General features: G+C 46.3%; 20 protein-coding genes. 6 read left to right on the forward strand and 14 right to left on the reverse strand.

The window, feature by feature from the left end:
- Positions 1–124 precede the first annotated feature (124 nt).
- The 4 genes from PSE7367_RS00465 to PSE7367_RS22855 form a co-directional block, all read right to left on the reverse strand.
- Entirely contained in the window at positions 125–505 is a 381-nt protein-coding gene (locus tag PSE7367_RS00465) for a DUF2996 domain-containing protein (RefSeq protein ID WP_015163387.1), read from the reverse strand.
- A 48-nt stretch (positions 506–553) separates the two neighbouring features.
- Positions 554–916, reverse strand: coding sequence for an NAD(P)H-quinone oxidoreductase subunit M (ndhM, locus tag PSE7367_RS00470; protein WP_015163388.1), 363 nt, complete (start codon positions 914–916; stop codon positions 554–556).
- 408 nt (positions 917–1324) lie between these two features.
- Entirely contained in the window at positions 1325–1855 is a 531-nt protein-coding gene (locus PSE7367_RS00475) for a thioredoxin family protein (RefSeq protein WP_015163389.1), read from the reverse strand.
- 140 nt (positions 1856–1995) lie between these two features.
- Entirely contained in the window at positions 1996–2124 is a 129-nt protein-coding gene (locus PSE7367_RS22855) for a hypothetical protein (protein WP_264314165.1), read from the reverse strand.
- Here PSE7367_RS22855 and PSE7367_RS00480 point away from each other — a divergent pair.
- Entirely contained in the window at positions 2123–3601 is a 1479-nt protein-coding gene (locus PSE7367_RS00480; RefSeq protein ID WP_015163390.1) for a CIA30 family protein, read from the forward strand. The two genes, PSE7367_RS22855 and PSE7367_RS00480, sit on opposite strands and share 2 nt — an antisense overlap.
- Positions 3602–3754: 153 nt before the next feature.
- Positions 3755–4720: a tetratricopeptide repeat protein gene (locus PSE7367_RS00485; protein ID WP_015163391.1), complete on the forward strand. Its 966-nt coding sequence runs from the start codon at positions 3755–3757 to the stop codon at positions 4718–4720.
- A 199-nt stretch (positions 4721–4919) separates the two neighbouring features.
- Here PSE7367_RS00485 and PSE7367_RS00490 read toward each other — a convergent pair whose 3' ends face one another.
- From PSE7367_RS00490 to ispD, 3 genes are all read right to left on the reverse strand, one after another.
- The gene (locus PSE7367_RS00490; RefSeq protein ID WP_041698254.1) at positions 4920–5291 is read right to left on the reverse strand and encodes a cyclic nucleotide-binding domain-containing protein; all 372 of its coding nucleotides are present in this window, start codon (positions 5289–5291) and stop codon (positions 4920–4922) included.
- Positions 5292–5460: 169 nt separating this feature from the next.
- A complete protein-coding gene (locus tag PSE7367_RS00495; protein ID WP_015163393.1) occupies positions 5461–5880 on the reverse strand; it encodes a peptidylprolyl isomerase in 420 nt (139 codons plus the stop codon).
- Positions 5881–6095: 215 nt separating this feature from the next.
- Positions 6096–6776, reverse strand: a complete 681-nt coding sequence (gene ispD, locus PSE7367_RS00500) for a 2-C-methyl-D-erythritol 4-phosphate cytidylyltransferase (RefSeq protein WP_015163394.1) — start codon at positions 6774–6776, stop codon at positions 6096–6098.
- 239 nt (positions 6777–7015) lie between these two features.
- On the opposite strand from ispD, the gene PSE7367_RS00505 reads away from it, so the two are divergent.
- Positions 7016–7285 carry a BrnT family toxin gene (locus PSE7367_RS00505; RefSeq protein ID WP_015163395.1) on the forward strand — a complete coding sequence of 90 codons (270 nt, stop codon included), beginning with the start codon at positions 7016–7018 and terminating at the stop codon, positions 7283–7285.
- Positions 7266–7505 (forward strand): type II toxin-antitoxin system BrnA family antitoxin, encoded by a 240-nt coding sequence (brnA, locus tag PSE7367_RS00510; protein ID WP_015163396.1) that lies wholly within the window; start codon positions 7266–7268, stop codon positions 7503–7505. The genes PSE7367_RS00505 and brnA overlap by 20 nt, the downstream gene beginning before the upstream one ends.
- Before the next feature lie 21 nt (positions 7506–7526).
- On the opposite strand, the gene PSE7367_RS00515 is transcribed toward brnA, so the two are convergent.
- The 6 genes from PSE7367_RS00515 to PSE7367_RS19870 all read right to left on the reverse strand — a co-directional run bounded on the left by PSE7367_RS00515 (position 7527) and on the right by PSE7367_RS19870 (position 13423).
- Positions 7527–8057 (reverse strand): GIY-YIG nuclease family protein, encoded by a 531-nt coding sequence (locus PSE7367_RS00515; protein ID WP_015163397.1) that lies wholly within the window; start codon positions 8055–8057, stop codon positions 7527–7529.
- Between the two features lie 135 nt (positions 8058–8192).
- A complete protein-coding gene (locus PSE7367_RS00520; protein WP_015163398.1) occupies positions 8193–8411 on the reverse strand; it encodes a DUF2839 domain-containing protein in 219 nt (72 codons plus the stop codon).
- Between the two features lie 171 nt (positions 8412–8582).
- Positions 8583–9428, reverse strand: coding sequence for a hypothetical protein (locus PSE7367_RS00525; protein ID WP_015163399.1), 846 nt, complete (start codon positions 9426–9428; stop codon positions 8583–8585).
- 79 nt (positions 9429–9507) lie between these two features.
- On the reverse strand, positions 9508–10005 hold the full coding sequence (locus PSE7367_RS00530) for a TIGR02652 family protein (RefSeq protein ID WP_041698256.1): 498 nt from the start codon (positions 10003–10005) through the stop codon (positions 9508–9510).
- Positions 10006–10323: 318 nt separating this feature from the next.
- Positions 10324–11334, reverse strand: a complete 1011-nt coding sequence (locus tag PSE7367_RS00535) for a phosphoribulokinase (protein ID WP_015163401.1) — start codon at positions 11332–11334, stop codon at positions 10324–10326.
- A 367-nt stretch (positions 11335–11701) separates the two neighbouring features.
- Complete coding sequence (locus PSE7367_RS19870; protein WP_015163402.1) at positions 11702–13423, reverse strand: protein kinase domain-containing protein; 1722 nt, start codon at positions 13421–13423, stop codon at positions 11702–11704.
- Positions 13424–13752: 329 nt separating this feature from the next.
- Here PSE7367_RS19870 and PSE7367_RS00545 point away from each other — a divergent pair, with 329 nt between their 5' ends.
- On the forward strand, positions 13753–14607 hold the full coding sequence (locus tag PSE7367_RS00545; RefSeq protein WP_015163403.1) for a CPBP family intramembrane glutamic endopeptidase: 855 nt from the start codon (positions 13753–13755) through the stop codon (positions 14605–14607).
- 94 nt (positions 14608–14701) lie between these two features.
- Entirely contained in the window at positions 14702–17137 is a 2436-nt protein-coding gene (locus PSE7367_RS00550) for a sigma 54-interacting transcriptional regulator (RefSeq protein WP_015163404.1), read from the forward strand.
- Here PSE7367_RS00550 and PSE7367_RS00555 read toward each other — a convergent pair.
- On the reverse strand, positions 17134–17502 hold the full coding sequence (locus tag PSE7367_RS00555; protein WP_015163405.1) for an XRE family transcriptional regulator: 369 nt from the start codon (positions 17500–17502) through the stop codon (positions 17134–17136). The two genes, PSE7367_RS00550 and PSE7367_RS00555, sit on opposite strands and share 4 nt — an antisense overlap.

The raw sequence follows: 17502 nt of genomic DNA on the forward strand, positions 1-17502 counted from the left end.
TATCAATGGGGATGATCGGGTATTGCTATATCTATCAGGATCTATATCTATCAGAATCTATCAGGAGCGATTAGGCAAGATCATGATCGACCTAATATCAACCTAATATCGGCTTAATATCAACCTAGTTGGGAGCCAGCCACTTTTGGCCATTGAGCCGCTGCTGCACATAGAACACCAGTAAATCCAGCGTCGTTTTGCGCTCATCCACCATGAATGGTTCGATCGTGGCGGGTTCAAACCCCCGATCGGCGCAAGAAAAAGCCTTTTGGCCGCCAATATCTGGTATAGCAAAATAAACCGTAAATTGGCGTTGATTGCCTAGCCATTTGCCCCGGACTTGACCATTATCAAACTGAAGTTGCAGATCGCTCAGGCCGTCTTCCGCTAGAGCCTTGGCCAGAGATGGCAGGTAATGCTCATTAATAAACTGCTCAAATGGCAATTCTTCTGGTTCGGGGGGCTTTTCGGGCTTTGCTTTCTTTGCTGTTTTTTCTTCTGCCATGATTTTAGTAGGTTGATTTGCTAATTATTTATGGTCTTAATGGTCTGATTATTCCTCAGCCGCCTGAGCTTCGGTGTTTACTACCTGGGGCAGACCCATACTATAATTAAGCGCTCGGTGGTTCAAGTTATAGGTGATTTCACCCTTTTGCAGTAGCGATCGCACAAAATGCTCTAGATCGGAGCCAATCCGGCGCAAATTATATTCAGTTAAATCCGCACCACTATAGGCGGCAACGAGGGCTTCAAACTGTTGATAAACCTTTTTGATCGCATTATCAGTCCAGTTAAATTCATCATCTGGATCGACATCCAGGGTCAGTTGATTGTCGCTATCAATTAACTCGTTTCTCTCAGCATCAACTGTGGCAGTGTAGATTTGGATGTGACGGGTGGTTGATTTTAAAAGCATAGACGGAATCAAGATCCTGAAAATTTACTAGTGAGCTGGTATTAATTTAATTAATATTTACCCAAGACATGTGGTGGGTAATCATAGTTGCTGCAACGTCGCGGCTTAGATGCCTGAATCGAGCAGAACGATCAGCATAAGTAAGATCATGGCGATCGCCCTGTTAATTAATGCGTAAATAAATGCCAAGAGGTCTATGTAATTCTATTACAGTTCTTTGCTTCTAATCTACTCCGCGGTAGACAAGCCGAAGACAAAATCTCATTGCTATATGTAATTGCTCTATTTAGATAAAGTAATAAGTGGCGATCAAAATTCGACTGTGTTAGCAGGACAAACTGGCTCGCCATCTTGAATTTGGATGTGCCAGTTCATTTAGGTTTGAGTTTGCCCACCCACATGTTCTAACTAAGCCGACCACTTGACCGAGCAACCGATCGCCGGAGACATATCAGCCGTCACAGTTTCACCCTTAAGTACCTGATCGATCGCATCGCGTAGATTATGCTGCGTCACCGCCGCCGGATCACGATAGCTATCATCAATCTGGCCGTTATAGCGCAAAATTCCATCTTGATCGAGCACAAACGGTTCTGGTGTACATTTCGCGCCGAATGCTTCAGCTACATCCTGGGTGCGATCGCGCAGGTAAGGAAAATTCAAGCCCCATTCCTGGGCATATGTTTTCATTTTGTCGAAGTCGTCTTCGGGGTATTTTTTCGAGTCATTGGCATTAATCCCCACCAGCAAAACGCCTTGATCTTGATAATCGGCCTGGAGCTGCACCAGCCGTTCCCGATATGCCTTGACATAGGGACAATGGTTACACATGAATACCACCACCACCGCTTTGTAGGCTTCCAGGCACTTAGATAGATGAATCACATCACCTTGAGCGCTTGGCAATTCAAAATCTGGAGCGTATGCACCTATTTCCATCGATCTTTTCCTAGGCAACTGATCAGCTATATTTTACCCCTTGATCAACATCTCCTGGTTGTATAAACAGGATTAATAAATAATCCCCACCATTTTTTAGTTGCCATAGATTACGTTGCCATAGATTACGTTGCCATAGATTACTCAGGGGCGATCGCGCCTCTGCCTGAAGATTTATAACTTGAGGTGGTCGTTTTTGGAGCAGATTTAGCCAATAATAATTCTAAATAATTTCCAGCCAGTTGCTTTTGCAATCTTTTCCTAACCATGAGTCCTAACACCTCCTCATCCGACTCCGCCGCTAATGCCAACCAAAATTCTAGTAAATGGGATCTAGGTAAGTTTTACCAAACCCTGACTTATTTTGAAGTGCTGCCCTGGCTCCAGCAGATTGATGTATTGGGTTGGCTGGGTACTCGCAACGATCCTAAGCCCGATCCTTCTGTGCTGGCTCCGTTGCTGGCGATCGTGGTAGGCGATCGGGGCATGGTGGGTAAGCAGTTAACTCAGTTTTTAGGTAACTCTGGCTATCGAATTCAGTCGGCTAATTTTTTTGCAGCAAATGCTACATCTACTAATGCTGTAACTAATGCCGATGTAGTTTTTCTCTGTCTAGATGCTTTGCTCAATCTCAATGTAGATGATTCTGAAACGCTGGGCAATCTAGATCCAAATGAGTTGATCGATCGCATTAAGTCCTGGCTCAAGCCCGATCAAGATCGAATGTTATTTGATTTTCGGCAGGCTGGAGAGCAAGAGTCTGCAACTAACCCAGACCAGAGCAATACGAAGAATTTAAAAGAAATCTGGGGCATCCTTGATGATGTGGTGATGGGCGGTGTGAGCGCTAGTAACATTACCCTGGGCGATCGCTCGGCGTTGTTCTATGGCAATGTGTCTACGGCCAATTCCGGTGGGTTTGCCTCGGTGCGATCGCGCAACTTTGAGCCAGGCATTGATCTAAGCGCCTATGATGGCATTGCTTTGCGGGTACGTGGCGACGGCAAACGCTATAAGTTTATGCTGCGTGATTCTGGTCGCTGGGATGGGATCGCCTTTTGTGCCTCCTTTGATACGGTGGCTAATAACTGGATTGATCTTAAAATTCCCTTCGATCGATTTGCGCCCATTTTCCGCGCCAAGACGGTCAAGGATGCTGAGCCGATCGCCACTGAGCAAATTTGTGCTTTTCAATTGATGTTGAGCAAGTTTGAGTATGATGGGGCGTTAAATCCCCGGTTTGAGGCTGGTAGTTTTCGCCTGGAGGTAGAGTATATTAAGGCATACAGCAGTTCTAAGCTACCGCAGTTAGTTGTAGTCAGCCCAGAACTAAATATTAATCCTAAGGCTGAGCATATTGAAAAGATAGAAAACCAGGTGCGGCGCAGTGGCATCCCCTACACGATCGCTAAACCTATAGATCTAACCGACTCAAGCCAAAGCCAAGCGATTGCATTAGGGCAATTAGAGCAATTAGGGCAACAAAATAGTAATAGCAATCAATCAGCAAAGCCACCGCAACCAGTTAGCAGCCTTGCGATCGCCCAGCTCTGCATCGAAGCCCTCAAACATAATCAGGCCACCCAAAAGACCTATAGAATTACGGCGTTGCCACCTAAGCCATCCGATCGGATCGCGCAAACAGAGCAATCAAAGCAAACAACCAGCCAAACCAATCCCTGCGCTCCTGGTGATTGGGATTGTCAATTTGCACGGCTGACCCCTGACATTATTGGAATTAATTAATATTCATGCTGCGATCGGTCAGCAAATTGGGCATAATAGCTTAATAGGAATGTGCTAGATCGTTACCGAGAAGGCACAATTTCTAACCTAATCGTGGGGGACGCTTACACAATCGGAATGGCAATTCACGATTCGAGCAATTAGGCAGGCTTAATGGAACATAAGATCAGGTGGCTAGCGGCTCTTACCACTGTGGACGGGCCTGAACAAGATAGCCACACTTTTTGGTTTAATCGTGCTGTTTATTTGATGAAACAGGGTAATGCCACTGAGGCGATCGCTGCCTTTGAGAAGGTGGTGAAGCTTAATCCTGAGCATTATCAAGCCTGGAATCTGCATGGCAACTTACTGCGCAAGGCCAAACAATATGATCAGGCGATCGTATCCTATGCCAGGGCGCTGGAAATTAAACCAAACTACTACACTGCCCTCAATCATCAGGGCGTGGCGCTGCATCAACTCAATCGTTTCACGGAGGCAGTAGCTTCCTTTGACCTGGCGATTAATGCCAAACCTGGTTGCTATCGCGCCTGGAATAATTTAGCGGGATCGCTGGTTGAACTGGAACGCTACGATGAAGCCCTGGAAGTATATGACGAAGCCTTGAATATCAAGCCGGATTTCTATCAAGCCTGGAATAACAAGGGCAATTTACTGCGACGACTCCAGCGCTATGAAGCAGCATTGCTGGCATACCAACAGGCGATCGTCCACGAGCCAAATCTGCCGGAAACCTGGCTCAATCGCGGTAGTGTGCTGGCCAGTTTGCAGCGCTATGCCGAAGCGATCGAATGCTATGGGCAAGCAATCCGGCTCAAGCAAGATTATTATCTGGCCTGGTTAAACTATGGCCGCATCCTGGTCAAACTAGACGACAATGAAAATGCCATTACTTGTTATCAAACCGCGCTCCAATTAAAATCAAAACCATGTGAAGCGGCGTACGAGCTGGCTAGTTTGCATACCCAACTCAATAATTATGAAATCGCTGATGACTACTATGCCCAAGTGTTGGCAATCAAGCCAAATTTTCAGGGTGCAGCGGTCGATCGCCAGAAATTACAAAAGTTCTTGGCTAAGTCATCTTCTACTCAACCTCAACCCCACCCGGTAACTTGAGCTTGACAGAGGTTTGCAAATCCCAACTCGATTACTGCTCACGATCGCCTGATACCAAATTAGGAAATAGGTGATCCAAATGCCGAGTCATAAGCCTTGCTCAGATGGATCGCCGCTTAAAAATATGTTTCATCTAAAAACTAAAACGGTATGAAAGGTTGTCATCACTCAATCTAGAAATGGAAGGAATTCAATGCGATTAAAATAATTCCTTCAAACGCCGAAACCGATCGGAATAGCTACGCATCACTTCGATCGCAAACATGGGGGTTTGCTGAATGGCAAATAGAAAATGTTTTTGATCGAGAAAGCCAATGAGACATTCAGTTTTAGCGATCGCAGTAGAGGTGCGTAAATGATCGTCATGTACCAGAGCGCCTGCACCAAACACATCACCCATGCTGATTGTCTCGATCACCTTGCTATTCAATTGCATTTCCACCTCCCCACTGATCACCCCATACATAAGGCTGCCAGTTTCACCCTGACTAAAAATAATTTCACCAGCGGCATAGGTCTTGGGTGATGGTGGTTTTTGGTATGCTTCGATTGTTTTAATTGGTTTCATGATTATTGAAAAGTGCTTTGATAAGCGGTCACTGACGCAAGCCGATCGCAGGACTAGGTTACCTTTAACCGGACACTAAATTGAATCAGGTTAAAAATAAAATAAAAATAGAATAAGGACAAACCATCGCAGCTTGTCCTTACCCAGAAATTTTATTGGTGATTGGAAAAAATTATTCCTCGATCTTAACCGAGATAATCTTATCCTTGCCTGCGATCGCATTCACCACATCCATATCCTCGGTCTTACCAAACACAGTATGCACACCGTCCAGGTGGCGTTGGGGGGAATGGCAAATAAAGAACTGACTACCACCGGTATCGCGGCCAGCATGAGCCATTGAAAGCGAACCAGCTTCATGCTTGTTTTTATTAATTTCACATTTAATTGTGTAGCCAGGGCCACCAGTACCAGTGCCGTTGGGGCAACCACCCTGGATCATAAAATCAGGAATGACGCGGTGAAAATTGAGCCCATCATAGAAACCTTCCTTGGACAGCTTCACAAAATTGGCAACGGTGTTGGGGGCATCTTGATCGAAAAGTTCGAGATTAATCGTGCCTTTCTCGGTTTCCATGATCGCGCGAGTCATGCTCTACTCCTTAACTTAATTTTTTGACTTATGGGTACTTAATAGAGATGCAATGGTGATTTGCAACTATTAGGTGCGACTTGTGTTTACAAAAATCATCGCATGTTTGCATATTTAAGGTTACATGAGTATGGCGATCGATGGTTGTTAACATAACCTGAAAATATCGCTTTGGCTTGTGGTTGATTAGTTGGTTAGGTCTTTAACAACGATCGCTAGCGGTGGTTGAGGATAAACTCGGCGATCGCCAAGTCCTGCGGGGTGGTTACTTTCAAGTTGGTTTCTTCCCCCGCCACAATGTTGACAGCCAAGCCCACCTTTTCAAATAAGGCCGCATCATCGGTGACCACCCAACCCAACTCTTTAGCCTTTGCATGGGCTTGCTTAAGTGGATCGACCAGAAAGCCCTGGGGGGTTTGCGCTGCCCACAAATTATCCCTGGTGGGCGTATCGACAATCACCTGATCTTTGACCACTTTGATTGTGTCCTTGACTGGGATCGCGGCAATGAACCCTTCAAAGTCCGCAAAGGCGCGATCGCAACGATTGAACAACTCCGGCGTAGCCAAGCACCTCGCCCCATCATGAATTAATACTTGCTTAGCATCACTGGGCAGAGCTTGCATGCCGTTATAAACCGATTCCTGGCGGGTGGTTCCCCCCTGTACCCATTGAATTGGTTTGGGGCTGGCTAGGCGCTTAAAAATCTGTTCAAAGTCTGGTAAGTCATAGGGCTGACCGATCACACCGATCCAGCTAATTGCTTCGGCGGCGATCGCGGCTTGTAATGTCCATGCCAGGATCGGCTTGCCCAGCAGGGGGAGTAGTAGTTTGTTGCGATCGCTCCCCATCCGGGTGCCTTTCCCGGCGGCGGGGATCAAGAGGTGGCAGGACATGTTTTTATGTTTTTATGTTTTAGATCTGATCGTCGGCATATTCGGTATAACAGCTATTTTATGATTTAGATGACAACAATTCCTGAATCATGAGCAAAGTAGAATAGGGTAGATGTTTGGTCGATTTGATGATTTTTGGGCAGGATGTGGGCAAACCTCACCCCCCTGCTGTCAGTACCACAAATGATATGCTAATAGTATAAAAAAGGTATAATAACTATACCTAAGTCGCTGGCAATATGGAATTCGAGTTTGACGATCGCAAAAACCAAACTAACCAAGCAAAACACGGGATCGACTTTCATGAAGCTCAATTACTCTGGGACGATTGCGATCGGATCGAAATTCCCGCCCGCACCGAGGATGAGCCGCGCTATTTGGTAATCGCTCGATTGAATGCCAAGCATTACTCCGCCGTGATTACCTATCGAGACGACAAAGTCCGCATTATTTCAGTTCGCCGCGCCCGCGTGGAAGAGATAGAAATTTATGAAAGCAAAAGATTTTGATCAGAAATTCAACAACGGGGAAGACATCACGGCATTCCTCGATCTTTCAAAAGCTCGCCGTCCCAACCATGATCAGCGGCGGGTTAACGTAGATTTTCCAATTTGGATGATCGCAGCGCTCGACTATGAAGCAAATCGCCTTGGTGTGACCCGCCAATCGATCATCAAGGTATGGATCGCCGAACGATTGGAGCAAACTGCCAGGGCTGAATTATCCTGAGATCACCTTAAATACTCTACTTTACTTAATATCCAAAATCCCTTCCGCCTTCCGCTTGGGGTTAAACCGGATCGCAAACTTAGCGCCCCGTGCCTCGATCTTGGCCATGATCTCCTTTTCCACCCGTCGCGCCACATTTTTAAGGATTCTTTCTATTTCTATATCTAGGATCGTGTTCGATAACTGCTCTTGCTCCGCCTCGGTCATCAACTTTTTACAATCGAGCGGTTGCTCCCAAAGCTGGCGATCTTCTTCCGCCAATTCCAGGTCACCCTGCCAACTGGTTTGAATTTCTCTCAATAAGGTGCGGCTGGGTTTGTCCACCGTGGCCACTTTCAGCCAATGACAGCGATCGGGCACTCTGACCAGATGCAGCCGTAAACTGGTGGCAATATCCCGCGAGATGCCCACATATTGCAAGTTGCGATCGGCATCAAAAATCCCATATACGCCAATTTTGCCAGCCAACTCTGGCGCAATGTCGCCGCTTTCATCCAGGTAGGGCAAAAAGGACTGGTCGGTAATGGTTGGGCTTGATTCGATCGCACTCATGGGCAAAAGGGTTAATAATATAATTATTTGCGGGAATATTTGAATATTCGATCGGCTTTGAAATAACCGCTGATCGAGCGTTGATGCATGATTAGGTTTGTAAGCGATCGCGGCGATCGCAGAAAGTAGAAATTGCTAATCCACCAACTGCCACCAACCCAAAGCAGGGCCAATGAAGCGAATTGTAATCCAGGTGGCGATCATCAGGCCGATGCCAATCCAGGCCGCCTTGGAGCTAATTTCAATAAACTTAGCTGCACTTTGTTTCGTCCAGAATGGCAGCCAGGGCACGATCGGATCGCCCTTGCCGTAGTTCTCGCCGAGCATTTCTTTCCGCCTTTTTGCTTCTCCCATGATCAAATTTCCTTAATAATCCAAGTATCCAAGTATCCAAGTAATCAAATCGCTGCCATACCATCTTGGCGCTTGCTGGTATACTTCGACCCAAATTTTAAGATCTATTCGGATTTATTGTTACAAGAGTTAAACTTCGAGCTTTAATTGCCAAATGCGATCGCCGCAAACCTAGAGAAATCTCTCAACAAAGCCTTCGTTTTGCAGCATATTAATTAAATCGGTACGTCCTTTCCCAGCCGGATGTCGATAGTGCCAGTGATGAATTCGATCATTGATGGTAAGCAAATCGTCTAGTTTCCCAATTCCACAATCATTCAGATGTAGGCAGAGCTTAGCAATGACATCTTTATCGTAACTTAGGGCTTCTATATATTTATGATCGCTAAGATTAAGGTTAGTTGCCCCCACATCAGAGAAGCAGGTCAACACCAGATGGCCATTTTGCAGGATATCTATGCTATGGCCTTTAATAAAATCTAGAATAAGCTGTGGCGTATTCAGAGATTCATTAGCAAATATTTGTTCTTGCCCGTACTTTTCCCAGTCTTCAACAATTCTGATCCAAAAAACACGGATGCTGGGCAATAAGCTAATTAAATGTCCATAGATTTCTAAAAGCTCTTTAGCCTCAACAACTGCTGTTAGATCTAATAACCCATCTGCATTAACACTCACATTCCAGCCTGGTTCTATATCATCTGGTTCGTTATCACCCTCTATGCAGGAAGGCACTATTCCATAGGGGAATTTATAACTATACCCAGGCACAAATGAATATGCTTTTTCACTATAAAAAGTAATGCCATAGTCATCGGTTAAAACATCGGCACGCAAATTTTCTGGGTCAAAAGGATCTAAGCGATTGACTAACGGGTTGTGGATTTTTTGCCGTTTTGCTGCGCCAAGCATTCTATGGATAGCTTCACCACGATGATTTGCCCAAGCCCAGAAAGTATTTAAATAGCCAATATCCTGAACTACCCAACGAACCACTCCTACATATAACTGACTCATAATCTATATGAAAATAGTTGATAAAACCTTGAGTTGATCAGTTGGCACGGATAGGCTAATTCTCTGGTTGGTAAATTAACTAAAAAGGCCGAAATTGCGGATACTTCGATGGTGCGCCTGGTTCTTTTTCCAATTCAAAATTAATTACCTGCCAGCGTGGTTCCTGCTCCCCAGTTGGGCTAAATTCCACTGGCAAGCCGTATAAGCGTTGGGTAGTGCGATCGATCGGGTTCGATTCCAAATAGGCGCTGACCAATTCCTGGTAGCGATCGGCAATGATCACCTTGGTGGCGCGGAACCCCTGAGTATATAAGCGATCTAAACATTCATGGATCTCAAACCGGATTCCATCTGGATGACTGTGCTGACGATACCACTCCCCCTCCCACAGCCGCCAATGCCGTTCCGATTGCAAATGCACCAGGTCATGGGTATCGGGCTTGGCCTCAAACGCCCCATGTCTTGGACACAGATAGGTATCGGTCAGGATCAAAGCGGGAATCACCTGCCGACAGTGGGGACATTGGATCTCAGCACCAAAAATTGGGTATTGCAGCGATGGCATTGCATTCTGCATAGAAATATATAAAAGTACAGGACTGGATAAGTCTAGCTGGTTAGCTAATTAAAGTTTATGTCTTTTCTGGGTTAATTTAAACTTGGCTGATCTTAGTTCAACAGTTAGCGACAAACCAGGCAACCTTGAATCACCTAAATCCTAGCATCGCCACCACGATCGCTCTGCTCTGGGAGAACTTTTGGCGCGATCGAATGGGGTTGGGCTACTAACTTAATAAACAAAAATAAGTAAAAGGGAGCGTCGTTTAAATGCCCCCTTCCTTAAAATTCAAATAAAATTTAAAATCTGCAATTTGCTACCTAATTAAAAGTCAAACTAGGAAACAACAGCGGCTAATTCTTCGGTACTTGTCTGAGTCAGTAGCTCATACTTCGCCCGCATCTTCAGGCCAACAATCACCTGCAACAGGCCAGTACCATTGTTAGAACCAGGGTAATCAGGATGCTTGCGCAGCAATTCAGTCAATTCACCATAATGCTTGGTAGAAAGGTTGCTGAGGTGATTTTCAATATAGATAACTTCATCGAGGCGATCGAATTGGCCATCCACTTCCAGTACCGAAACTGGATGCTTGTAGTAGGCATCGGGGCCATAGAAGAAGCGCATACCTGGATAAGAGCAGGTGAGTTTTTTGCCGCAAGGAGTCCAGCTAATCGTCGAGCCTTCATCAAATAAATAGGCATGTTCAAAGTTGTCTACGCCTTCTCGCTGTAGCAAGCGTACTCGCAATACCTTATGCTCTGGGTCTTCTTTGACCAGGTTGGTCGGCAAGATTTGAATGACCGCATCGGCATGTTCTTTTTGGGGATCGATGTAGGCGGTAAAGTCCGGCTTGCGGGCATTGATCGCCTGCATTACGTCTTCGAGGGTATGACCACGCTCTGCCATATCCCGCTTAACTTTCCAGGCCGCCTTCACTGGCTCAGACAGATCAAGATAGACACTAAAGTCTAGCAAGCCTCTGACTCTTTCATCATAAAGAGGGTGCAAGCCTTCGATCACCACAACATGATTGGGCTCGATCAACTCAGGCGGATCAAGCTCACCAGTTTCATGGTTATAGATCGGCTTCATAATTGACTCGCCACTCTTGAGCGCGGCAATTTGCTCATACATTAAGTCGAAATTATTAGCACGTGGGTCTAAGGCAGTAATGCCTGTTTGCTTACGTTGCTTGCGATCGAGGCTATGGTAATCGTCTAGACAAATAACTGTCATAAACTCTTTGCCAAACAGATCATTTAACCTACGCAAAAACGTAGATTTACCACAACCAGAATCCCCTGCTACTCCGATTAAAACAACGCGCTCCGGCTTACTGCTCATAATGCTAAACTTTTCCTTAAACCTTGTATTTATGTATTCAATACTACTACTTTATTAGATTAGGGCTCAATCTTGCAAAATGCAAAGACCCGGTGTAAGGGAGTGATAACTTCATCACACCAGCGATGCAATAGCAATGCATTTTGGGGCACGGAAAAATTGCTTTTCGCTAACTTATTAAAGCAAAACTTGCTCTAATTGTAGATTGTTAGCTTTAGTCACAAACAGAAATAAGTAGTAATACTTTGCAATACAAGTGTAACAACTTGTCGCGCATTTGCACTAACAACCCTAAAAAACAGTAAAAAATATTTTTTAAGGGCGATCGAGTCAAGTTTCCTCGTTACCTATTTTATTGATCTCCCACCTAGTTATTGATCTCCACATTAATAGTCCGCTTGCGGCGTTGCGGCTCCTCGCCCAGAGCCACAGTCAGGGTAAACTGCGCTGCTTCGGTGGCAGAAGTGGTTAACTGGAGCTGATATTCGCCTTCAGTAGGTAGCTTACCCGCCCAATTATCCGTATTGTTGGCCTCAACACTAAGCACCTGATTGTCGGGGCTGACGATCGTCATATAAACTGCTTCTCCGGCCAGACTCGCATTTAACTCCTGGCCCTCCTTGGCATTCAACGTAAAGCTGAGATTTTGGCCAGGGTTCAACAAGCCCGTACTGGTACTTTGTTCACCAGCTTGGATTGGCAAAACCTGAATCACGTTGGCGGCTCCAGGTGCAACGGCCACGGTTGGTGTAGTTACTGCATCGGTCGCAGGATTACCATTGGCATCGCTAGTGTTGGTTGAGGTGGTTACTGGCGGCGCTACATTGGGATTGCCTGGGCTAGTCTTTGGTTGATTTGGCAATCCTACTGGGCTAGCAGTTCGTGGTGCTGATTCTGGCTCTTTTTGATCGGCACTCAGCAAGATAGGAATACTCATGGCCGCTGCACCAATTACCGCGATCAGACTCACGGCAATTAACCAACCGCCTTGATTCGATTGACTATTACTTTTGGCAACGGTGCGACGTGTGGTGGCGCGCTGACCGGAACTAGTCGATCGACTATTAATTTTACTGGCCTTGACGATCGCTGCCGGTGGCTGTTTCTCTTGCTCCACCACAAAGGCATTCAGCGCTTGGATCGTCTCTTTGGCCGATTGATAGCGCTGGGTATATTGATAGCGCACCATTCGAGTTAACACCATTGCCAATCCATTAGTGATCTTGGCCTTATCGCGCCAGAGTAATTCACCGGATTCGGGGTCAGCTTCGATGTCGGTGGGTTCTAAGCCCGTCAGCGCCTTGATGACGACCATCCCCGCCGCATAGATATCACTGGCGAAAGCTGGCCTGCCCGCACATTGCTCATTGGGCATATAACCAGGCGTGCCGATCGTGACGGTGAATCTCGACTCGCCACTGCTGCCAACTTCTAGCTCGGTGCCTTCTTCCTGCATTGCCTTGACCGCACCAAAGTCAATTAGCACCAATTTGCGATCGCTTTTGCGTCGGATCAGGTTCTCCGGCTTAATATCCCGGTGGATCACCCCCTCTGCATGGACAAACTCCAGCACCTCCATCATGTCTTTGAGGATGGCGATCGCCTCGGTTTCCGTGACCTTACGCCCTAGCTTTGCATGGGAAGACTTGGCTTTCTTGGGTTCTGAATTGCCAGAACTATTTGAATTGCCAGATGGAGCCGAATTTTCTCCTTCACTTGCATCCGCACTTGAGCCGGATACTGCTGATTCCGATTGCTCCTTAGATACTAGCTTTAGCTCATCATGGAGTGATTTGCCTTCTATATATTCTTGTACCAGGAAAAAATTCTGGTCTTCCTCAAAATAGGCCAACAATTGCGGGATCTGGTCATGATTCCCCAACTGCTCCAGGGTATCGGCCTCGGTGCTGAATAATCGTCTGGCTTCACGAATAAAATCAGCATCACTGCTGGCGGGCTTGAGGTGCTTTACCACGCAAAGAGGCGTGCCGGGGCGGCGCATATCACGGGCAATGTATGTATGCCCAAATCCACCAGAGCCGAGCTTTTTGACAAGTTTGTAGCGCCCGTCTAGTACCTTTGCTGCCATGACCTAAATCCTTGCATCCACTTGCATTTAATTGCTTCTGCTAGAGCTATTCTAAATCAACAACCTAATTTAACGTGATCTTGGCTAACGCCTGTGGCTCTGATTACTCTGATTAGCCAACCATATCGATCGCCCTTATGACCTAATTATCAATATTCACAAGCTTTTTAAATCGATCTGAGATAGTTCAATCAAATAGCAATCTTTTCATTTCGTTACTTTGACCCATTATTCACTAGCCATCAAGCTAGGCTATTTATTAGGAGGTGCGATCGCGTTAAACACTCACTTCAAATTTGCCTGATCTTAGCTTACCCAACTAAATAGTCATGAATGCTAAAGCTGGTAATTTAAACCCAAAGTCACAAATAGGCAAAAATTTTTCATTGCTCACTTATCTGTTAATTGTCTTTGCAATCTCCTGGCCATTTCAATCTTTTGTATTCTTTTTTCCAGAGCAGCTCTGGGCTTCCCAGATGCTTTTGGTTTCCATGATTATGGTTACAGTTGGCACCTTGATCGCGGGTAAATATGTCTTCCAGGATACATTCAGAGATGCGGGCTGGAGCTGGGGTAAACCTAAACATTACATACTTGCATGCGCGTTACCAGTTTTTATTTGGGTGGTGCCCACCATCATCAGCCTAATGTTAGGCATTCAAGCATTGCCTGAAAAATTTAGTGCTTTTGGTACGCTCAATTTATTCTTAGGGTCATTCTTGATTACACTAATCCCTGCCTTTGGCGAAGAATTTGGCTGGAGAGGTTACCTGTTACCGCGTTTACTCCTAAAGCATTCGATTAGAAAAGCGCTATTAATTCAAGCTTTGATCTGGTGGGCGTGGCATTTACCATTTTTGATTTTTCTTGGCATCCATAAACCAACCATCAAAGGAAACATCTTACTTTCAATTGCAATTATCCTGGCGGTGAGCATTATACCGGCAATGATGCATGCGGTAGTATTTTCCTATTTTTGGTCTGCGTCTTCTAGCTTGGCCGTGGTAACTATATATCATGCCAATTTTGATGAGATTCGAGACACAATTCAAACTACAGTAGGCACTGGATCTTTAGTTGAATTTTGGCAAATGTTCTTCTTAACTCTGATCGGTGCAGTATTACTTGCTAAAGGCAAATGGCAAAAATTGGCGACCATCAGAAATGCCATTGAGCAAATGTGATCATGCTACATAATCCAGCTTTGGCAATTTAATTACGGCTGCTTTAGATTTATTTTTGAGGATTAGGGAAGAAGGCCATTACAGGAGATTAATTATGCCCACACCAGGAACCGAGCCAGAAGCAACTAATGCCAGGCGATCGGATAACTCAATCGTTAATAGTGCGGTTAATGATACTAATGATACTAACGAGCGTAGTGAGCTTAATAACGGAGCTACTGGATCTACTAGCGAACAAAGCGATCGCCAGCTTGCCCTGCAGCCCTATCTGGTGACCAAAGCCAAACGGGGTGTAGTTGGCCGCAGTCGTTATGCCAGCCGATTGCGCAGTCAGATCCAGGCCGCCAGCGATACCCGCGATTCGGTGCTGGTATTTGGGGAGCCAGGCCTAGAAAAAGACAACATTGCCGCCTTGATCCATTTTGGTTCCGCCCAACGGCGCTTGCCGATGATCCAGGTTAATTGCAAGTTGCTCGATGCCAGTGGTTCTAAGCTATTTGGTCGGATTGGTGGTGAACCTGGTTTAATCCAGTGGCTGGGTGAAGGCACTTTGGTGCTGAATAATATCCATGAAACGCCGATCGAACTAGTCCCCAAACTAATCCGATTGCTGGATATGGGCACCTATCAACCGGCTGGAACGCTCGAACCAACTAAACCAAATTCAACCCAGACAACGCAGCTAGCCCTGGATCTTAATCCAGAGTTGTCATCCCCCAATGAATTTGTTTGCCCCAGCCAGGTGCGGATTATTTTAATTTCCGAGCGATCGCAAATGGAGCTAGAAAGCCTGGTCGATCGGCAAATCAAAGTGCCACCATTGCGGGTGCGTAAAGCAGATCTGCGTCAGCATGTGGAATATTATATTTCGATTATTAGCCGCGATCGAGGCATCAATAAACTCCAGGTCAGCAATGAGGCGATCCGGCGGTTGCAAACCTATGATTTCCCAAGCAACTTGCGTGAGTTACGCCTATTGGTAGAACGGGCGATCATTCAGGCTGGAGATTCATCATTACTAACCGAAGAACTATTCTGGGCAGGACAAAAGAAGGGCAAGGAGCTAAGGTTTAATCTGCTCAATGCCTATCCCAAATTACGCCAATTTCTGCGCAGTGATTGGTGGCCCGATCGCATAAATTACGGCTTTACGCTGGCGTTTTTTGCGATCGTGGTGGCAGTGTTGTTCATTGGCCCGCAGAACCGCGAAGCTAACTGGGCTTTGAATATGTTCTGGGCCTGGTGGTGGCCACTGGTATTAATTGGTTATTTATTTGTGGGGCGGCTTTGGTGTGCAGTTTGCCCATTTATGATCTATGGCGAAGTAGCCCAAAAATTATCGCTGTGGCTGGTGCCGCGCCAGTTGAAGCAATGGCCACGCAAATCGGCAGAGCGCTGGGGCGGTTGGTTTTTGTTTGGTCTGTTCACGTTGATTTATCTGTGGGAAGAACTGTGGGATCTGCCCAATACTGCTTATCTATCGGCCTGGTTGCTGCTTTTGATCACTGGTGGCGCGGTGGTTTGTTCGGTAATTTTTGAGCGACGATTCTGGTGTCGTTATCTCTGTCCGATCGGCGGCATGAATGGTTTGTTCGCCAAACTCTCGATGACGGAGCTAAGGGCGCAGCAGGGTATTTGCTCAGCCGATTGCACCACCTATCAGTGCTATAAGGGGGGCCCCGCCAAGGGTGAGGGCATCGAAACCAACGGCTGTCCGCTTTATTCCCATCCGGCGCAGATGCAGGACAATCGGGATTGTGTATTGTGCATGACCTGTCTGAAGGCTTGCCCCCATCGATCGGTGCAGGTGAATTTACGCCCGCCAGGAATCGAACTTTGGACTACCCATATCCCCCGTGCCTATGAAGTGGCGTTGCTGTTGCTGTTGCTAGGAGGGATTTATTTGCATCGATTGCCGGAAGCGATCGCCAAACTCTATCACTTTGTCCAAAACTCTGCCTATTTAGCTAACCTCACCAACATCAATCAATGGGATTGGCTGAATCCGGCTAATGCACCCCTGGAGCAGTTTGGCCTGCATTTTGAACTTTCGGCGATCGTTCTACTCTTGCCACTGATCCCCCTCGCTCTGGCACAAGGCTATATGTGGCTTGATTACCGCATTCGCAAACACCTCAATCAGCAGCTTGCTCCCGAAGAAACTACCCCCGATCGATTTGCTTGCCTCAAACCGCGTCCCTTTATTCAATTGGTCTATGGCTATTTGCCGCTGGTGTTGGGCGGTAACCTGGCGCATTATTTAAATATGTGGCTAGAGGAATCTGGCCGAATTTTGCCAGTCACGTTGGCCACGTTTGGGTTGGGTGATGTTAGTTTAAATTTGCCTGTGCTGGTGGCGCATCCAGCGGTGATCGCCTTTTTGCAGGGCGTAACTTTGATTGTGGCGGTGGTGCTGAGTTGGGCACTGACCCAAAAGATCGGGCGACAGGGTTTGCGGTATTTGCTACCACAGCATTTGGTTACGTTGCTCCTGGCGATCGGCATGTGGGTTTTGATTGTGCCTGCTTAGTTTTTTGAGTCGATTAGTAGGCTTTCCTCTAATCCCTCTTCTTCCAGCTCAACTAGGTCAGCTAGGTCGGTGAGTATAACGGCAGGGCGATCGGGAAATTCTGCCGTTAGCTGCAGTTTGCCGCCCAGTTCTTCAACACAACTATGCAGAGTGGTCAGGAAAAGATCAGTATGCTGTTCCAGTTTTAAAACCTGAGCGCGATCAAGATCCAAAAGTTTTGCCACCTTTTCTAAAGAGAGCTTTCGTGCTTTCCTTAGCTCTTGGAAGGTCATTTGCTTAGCGATTAGCTCTTTTGCTTCCGCTTTGATCCTATCCTGACGCTCTTGCGGAAGTTTTGCCATAATCTCTTCAAGACTTACAGTCAT

Source organism: Pseudanabaena sp. PCC 7367, assembly GCF_000317065.1.
Taxonomy (GTDB): Bacteria; Cyanobacteriota; Cyanobacteriia; order Pseudanabaenales; family Pseudanabaenaceae; genus Thalassoporum; species Thalassoporum mexicanum.

Coding starts and splice junctions, on each gene's coding strand:
- PSE7367_RS00465 (WP_015163387.1), bottom strand. CDS start 505: ATGGCAGAAGAAAAAACAGCAAAGAAAGCAAAGCCCGAAAAGCCCCCC.
- ndhM (WP_015163388.1), bottom strand. CDS start 916: ATGCTTTTAAAATCAACCACCCGTCACATCCAAATCTACACTGCCACA.
- PSE7367_RS00475 (WP_015163389.1), bottom strand. CDS start 1,855: ATGGAAATAGGTGCATACGCTCCAGATTTTGAATTGCCAAGCGCTCAA.
- PSE7367_RS00480 (WP_015163390.1), top strand. CDS start 2,123: ATGAGTCCTAACACCTCCTCATCCGACTCCGCCGCTAATGCCAACCAA.
- PSE7367_RS22855 (WP_264314165.1), bottom strand. CDS start 2,124: ATGGTTAGGAAAAGATTGCAAAAGCAACTGGCTGGAAATTATTTAGAA.
- PSE7367_RS00485 (WP_015163391.1), top strand. CDS start 3,755: ATGGAACATAAGATCAGGTGGCTAGCGGCTCTTACCACTGTGGACGGG.
- PSE7367_RS00495 (WP_015163393.1), bottom strand. CDS start 5,880: ATGACTCGCGCGATCATGGAAACCGAGAAAGGCACGATTAATCTCGAA.
- ispD (WP_015163394.1), bottom strand. CDS start 6,776: ATGTCCTGCCACCTCTTGATCCCCGCCGCCGGGAAAGGCACCCGGATG.
- PSE7367_RS00505 (WP_015163395.1), top strand. CDS start 7,016: ATGGAATTCGAGTTTGACGATCGCAAAAACCAAACTAACCAAGCAAAA.
- brnA (WP_015163396.1), top strand. CDS start 7,266: ATGAAAGCAAAAGATTTTGATCAGAAATTCAACAACGGGGAAGACATC.
- PSE7367_RS00515 (WP_015163397.1), bottom strand. CDS start 8,057: ATGAGTGCGATCGAATCAAGCCCAACCATTACCGACCAGTCCTTTTTG.
- PSE7367_RS00520 (WP_015163398.1), bottom strand. CDS start 8,411: ATGGGAGAAGCAAAAAGGCGGAAAGAAATGCTCGGCGAGAACTACGGC.
- PSE7367_RS00525 (WP_015163399.1), bottom strand. CDS start 9,428: ATGAGTCAGTTATATGTAGGAGTGGTTCGTTGGGTAGTTCAGGATATT.
- PSE7367_RS00530 (WP_041698256.1), bottom strand. CDS start 10,005: ATGCAGAATGCAATGCCATCGCTGCAATACCCAATTTTTGGTGCTGAG.
- PSE7367_RS00535 (WP_015163401.1), bottom strand. CDS start 11,334: ATGAGCAGTAAGCCGGAGCGCGTTGTTTTAATCGGAGTAGCAGGGGAT.
- PSE7367_RS19870 (WP_015163402.1), bottom strand. CDS start 13,423: ATGGCAGCAAAGGTACTAGACGGGCGCTACAAACTTGTCAAAAAGCTC.
- PSE7367_RS00545 (WP_015163403.1), top strand. CDS start 13,753: ATGAATGCTAAAGCTGGTAATTTAAACCCAAAGTCACAAATAGGCAAA.
- PSE7367_RS00550 (WP_015163404.1), top strand. CDS start 14,702: ATGCCCACACCAGGAACCGAGCCAGAAGCAACTAATGCCAGGCGATCG.
- PSE7367_RS00555 (WP_015163405.1), bottom strand. CDS start 17,502: ATGACTGTAAGTCTTGAAGAGATTATGGCAAAACTTCCGCAAGAGCGT.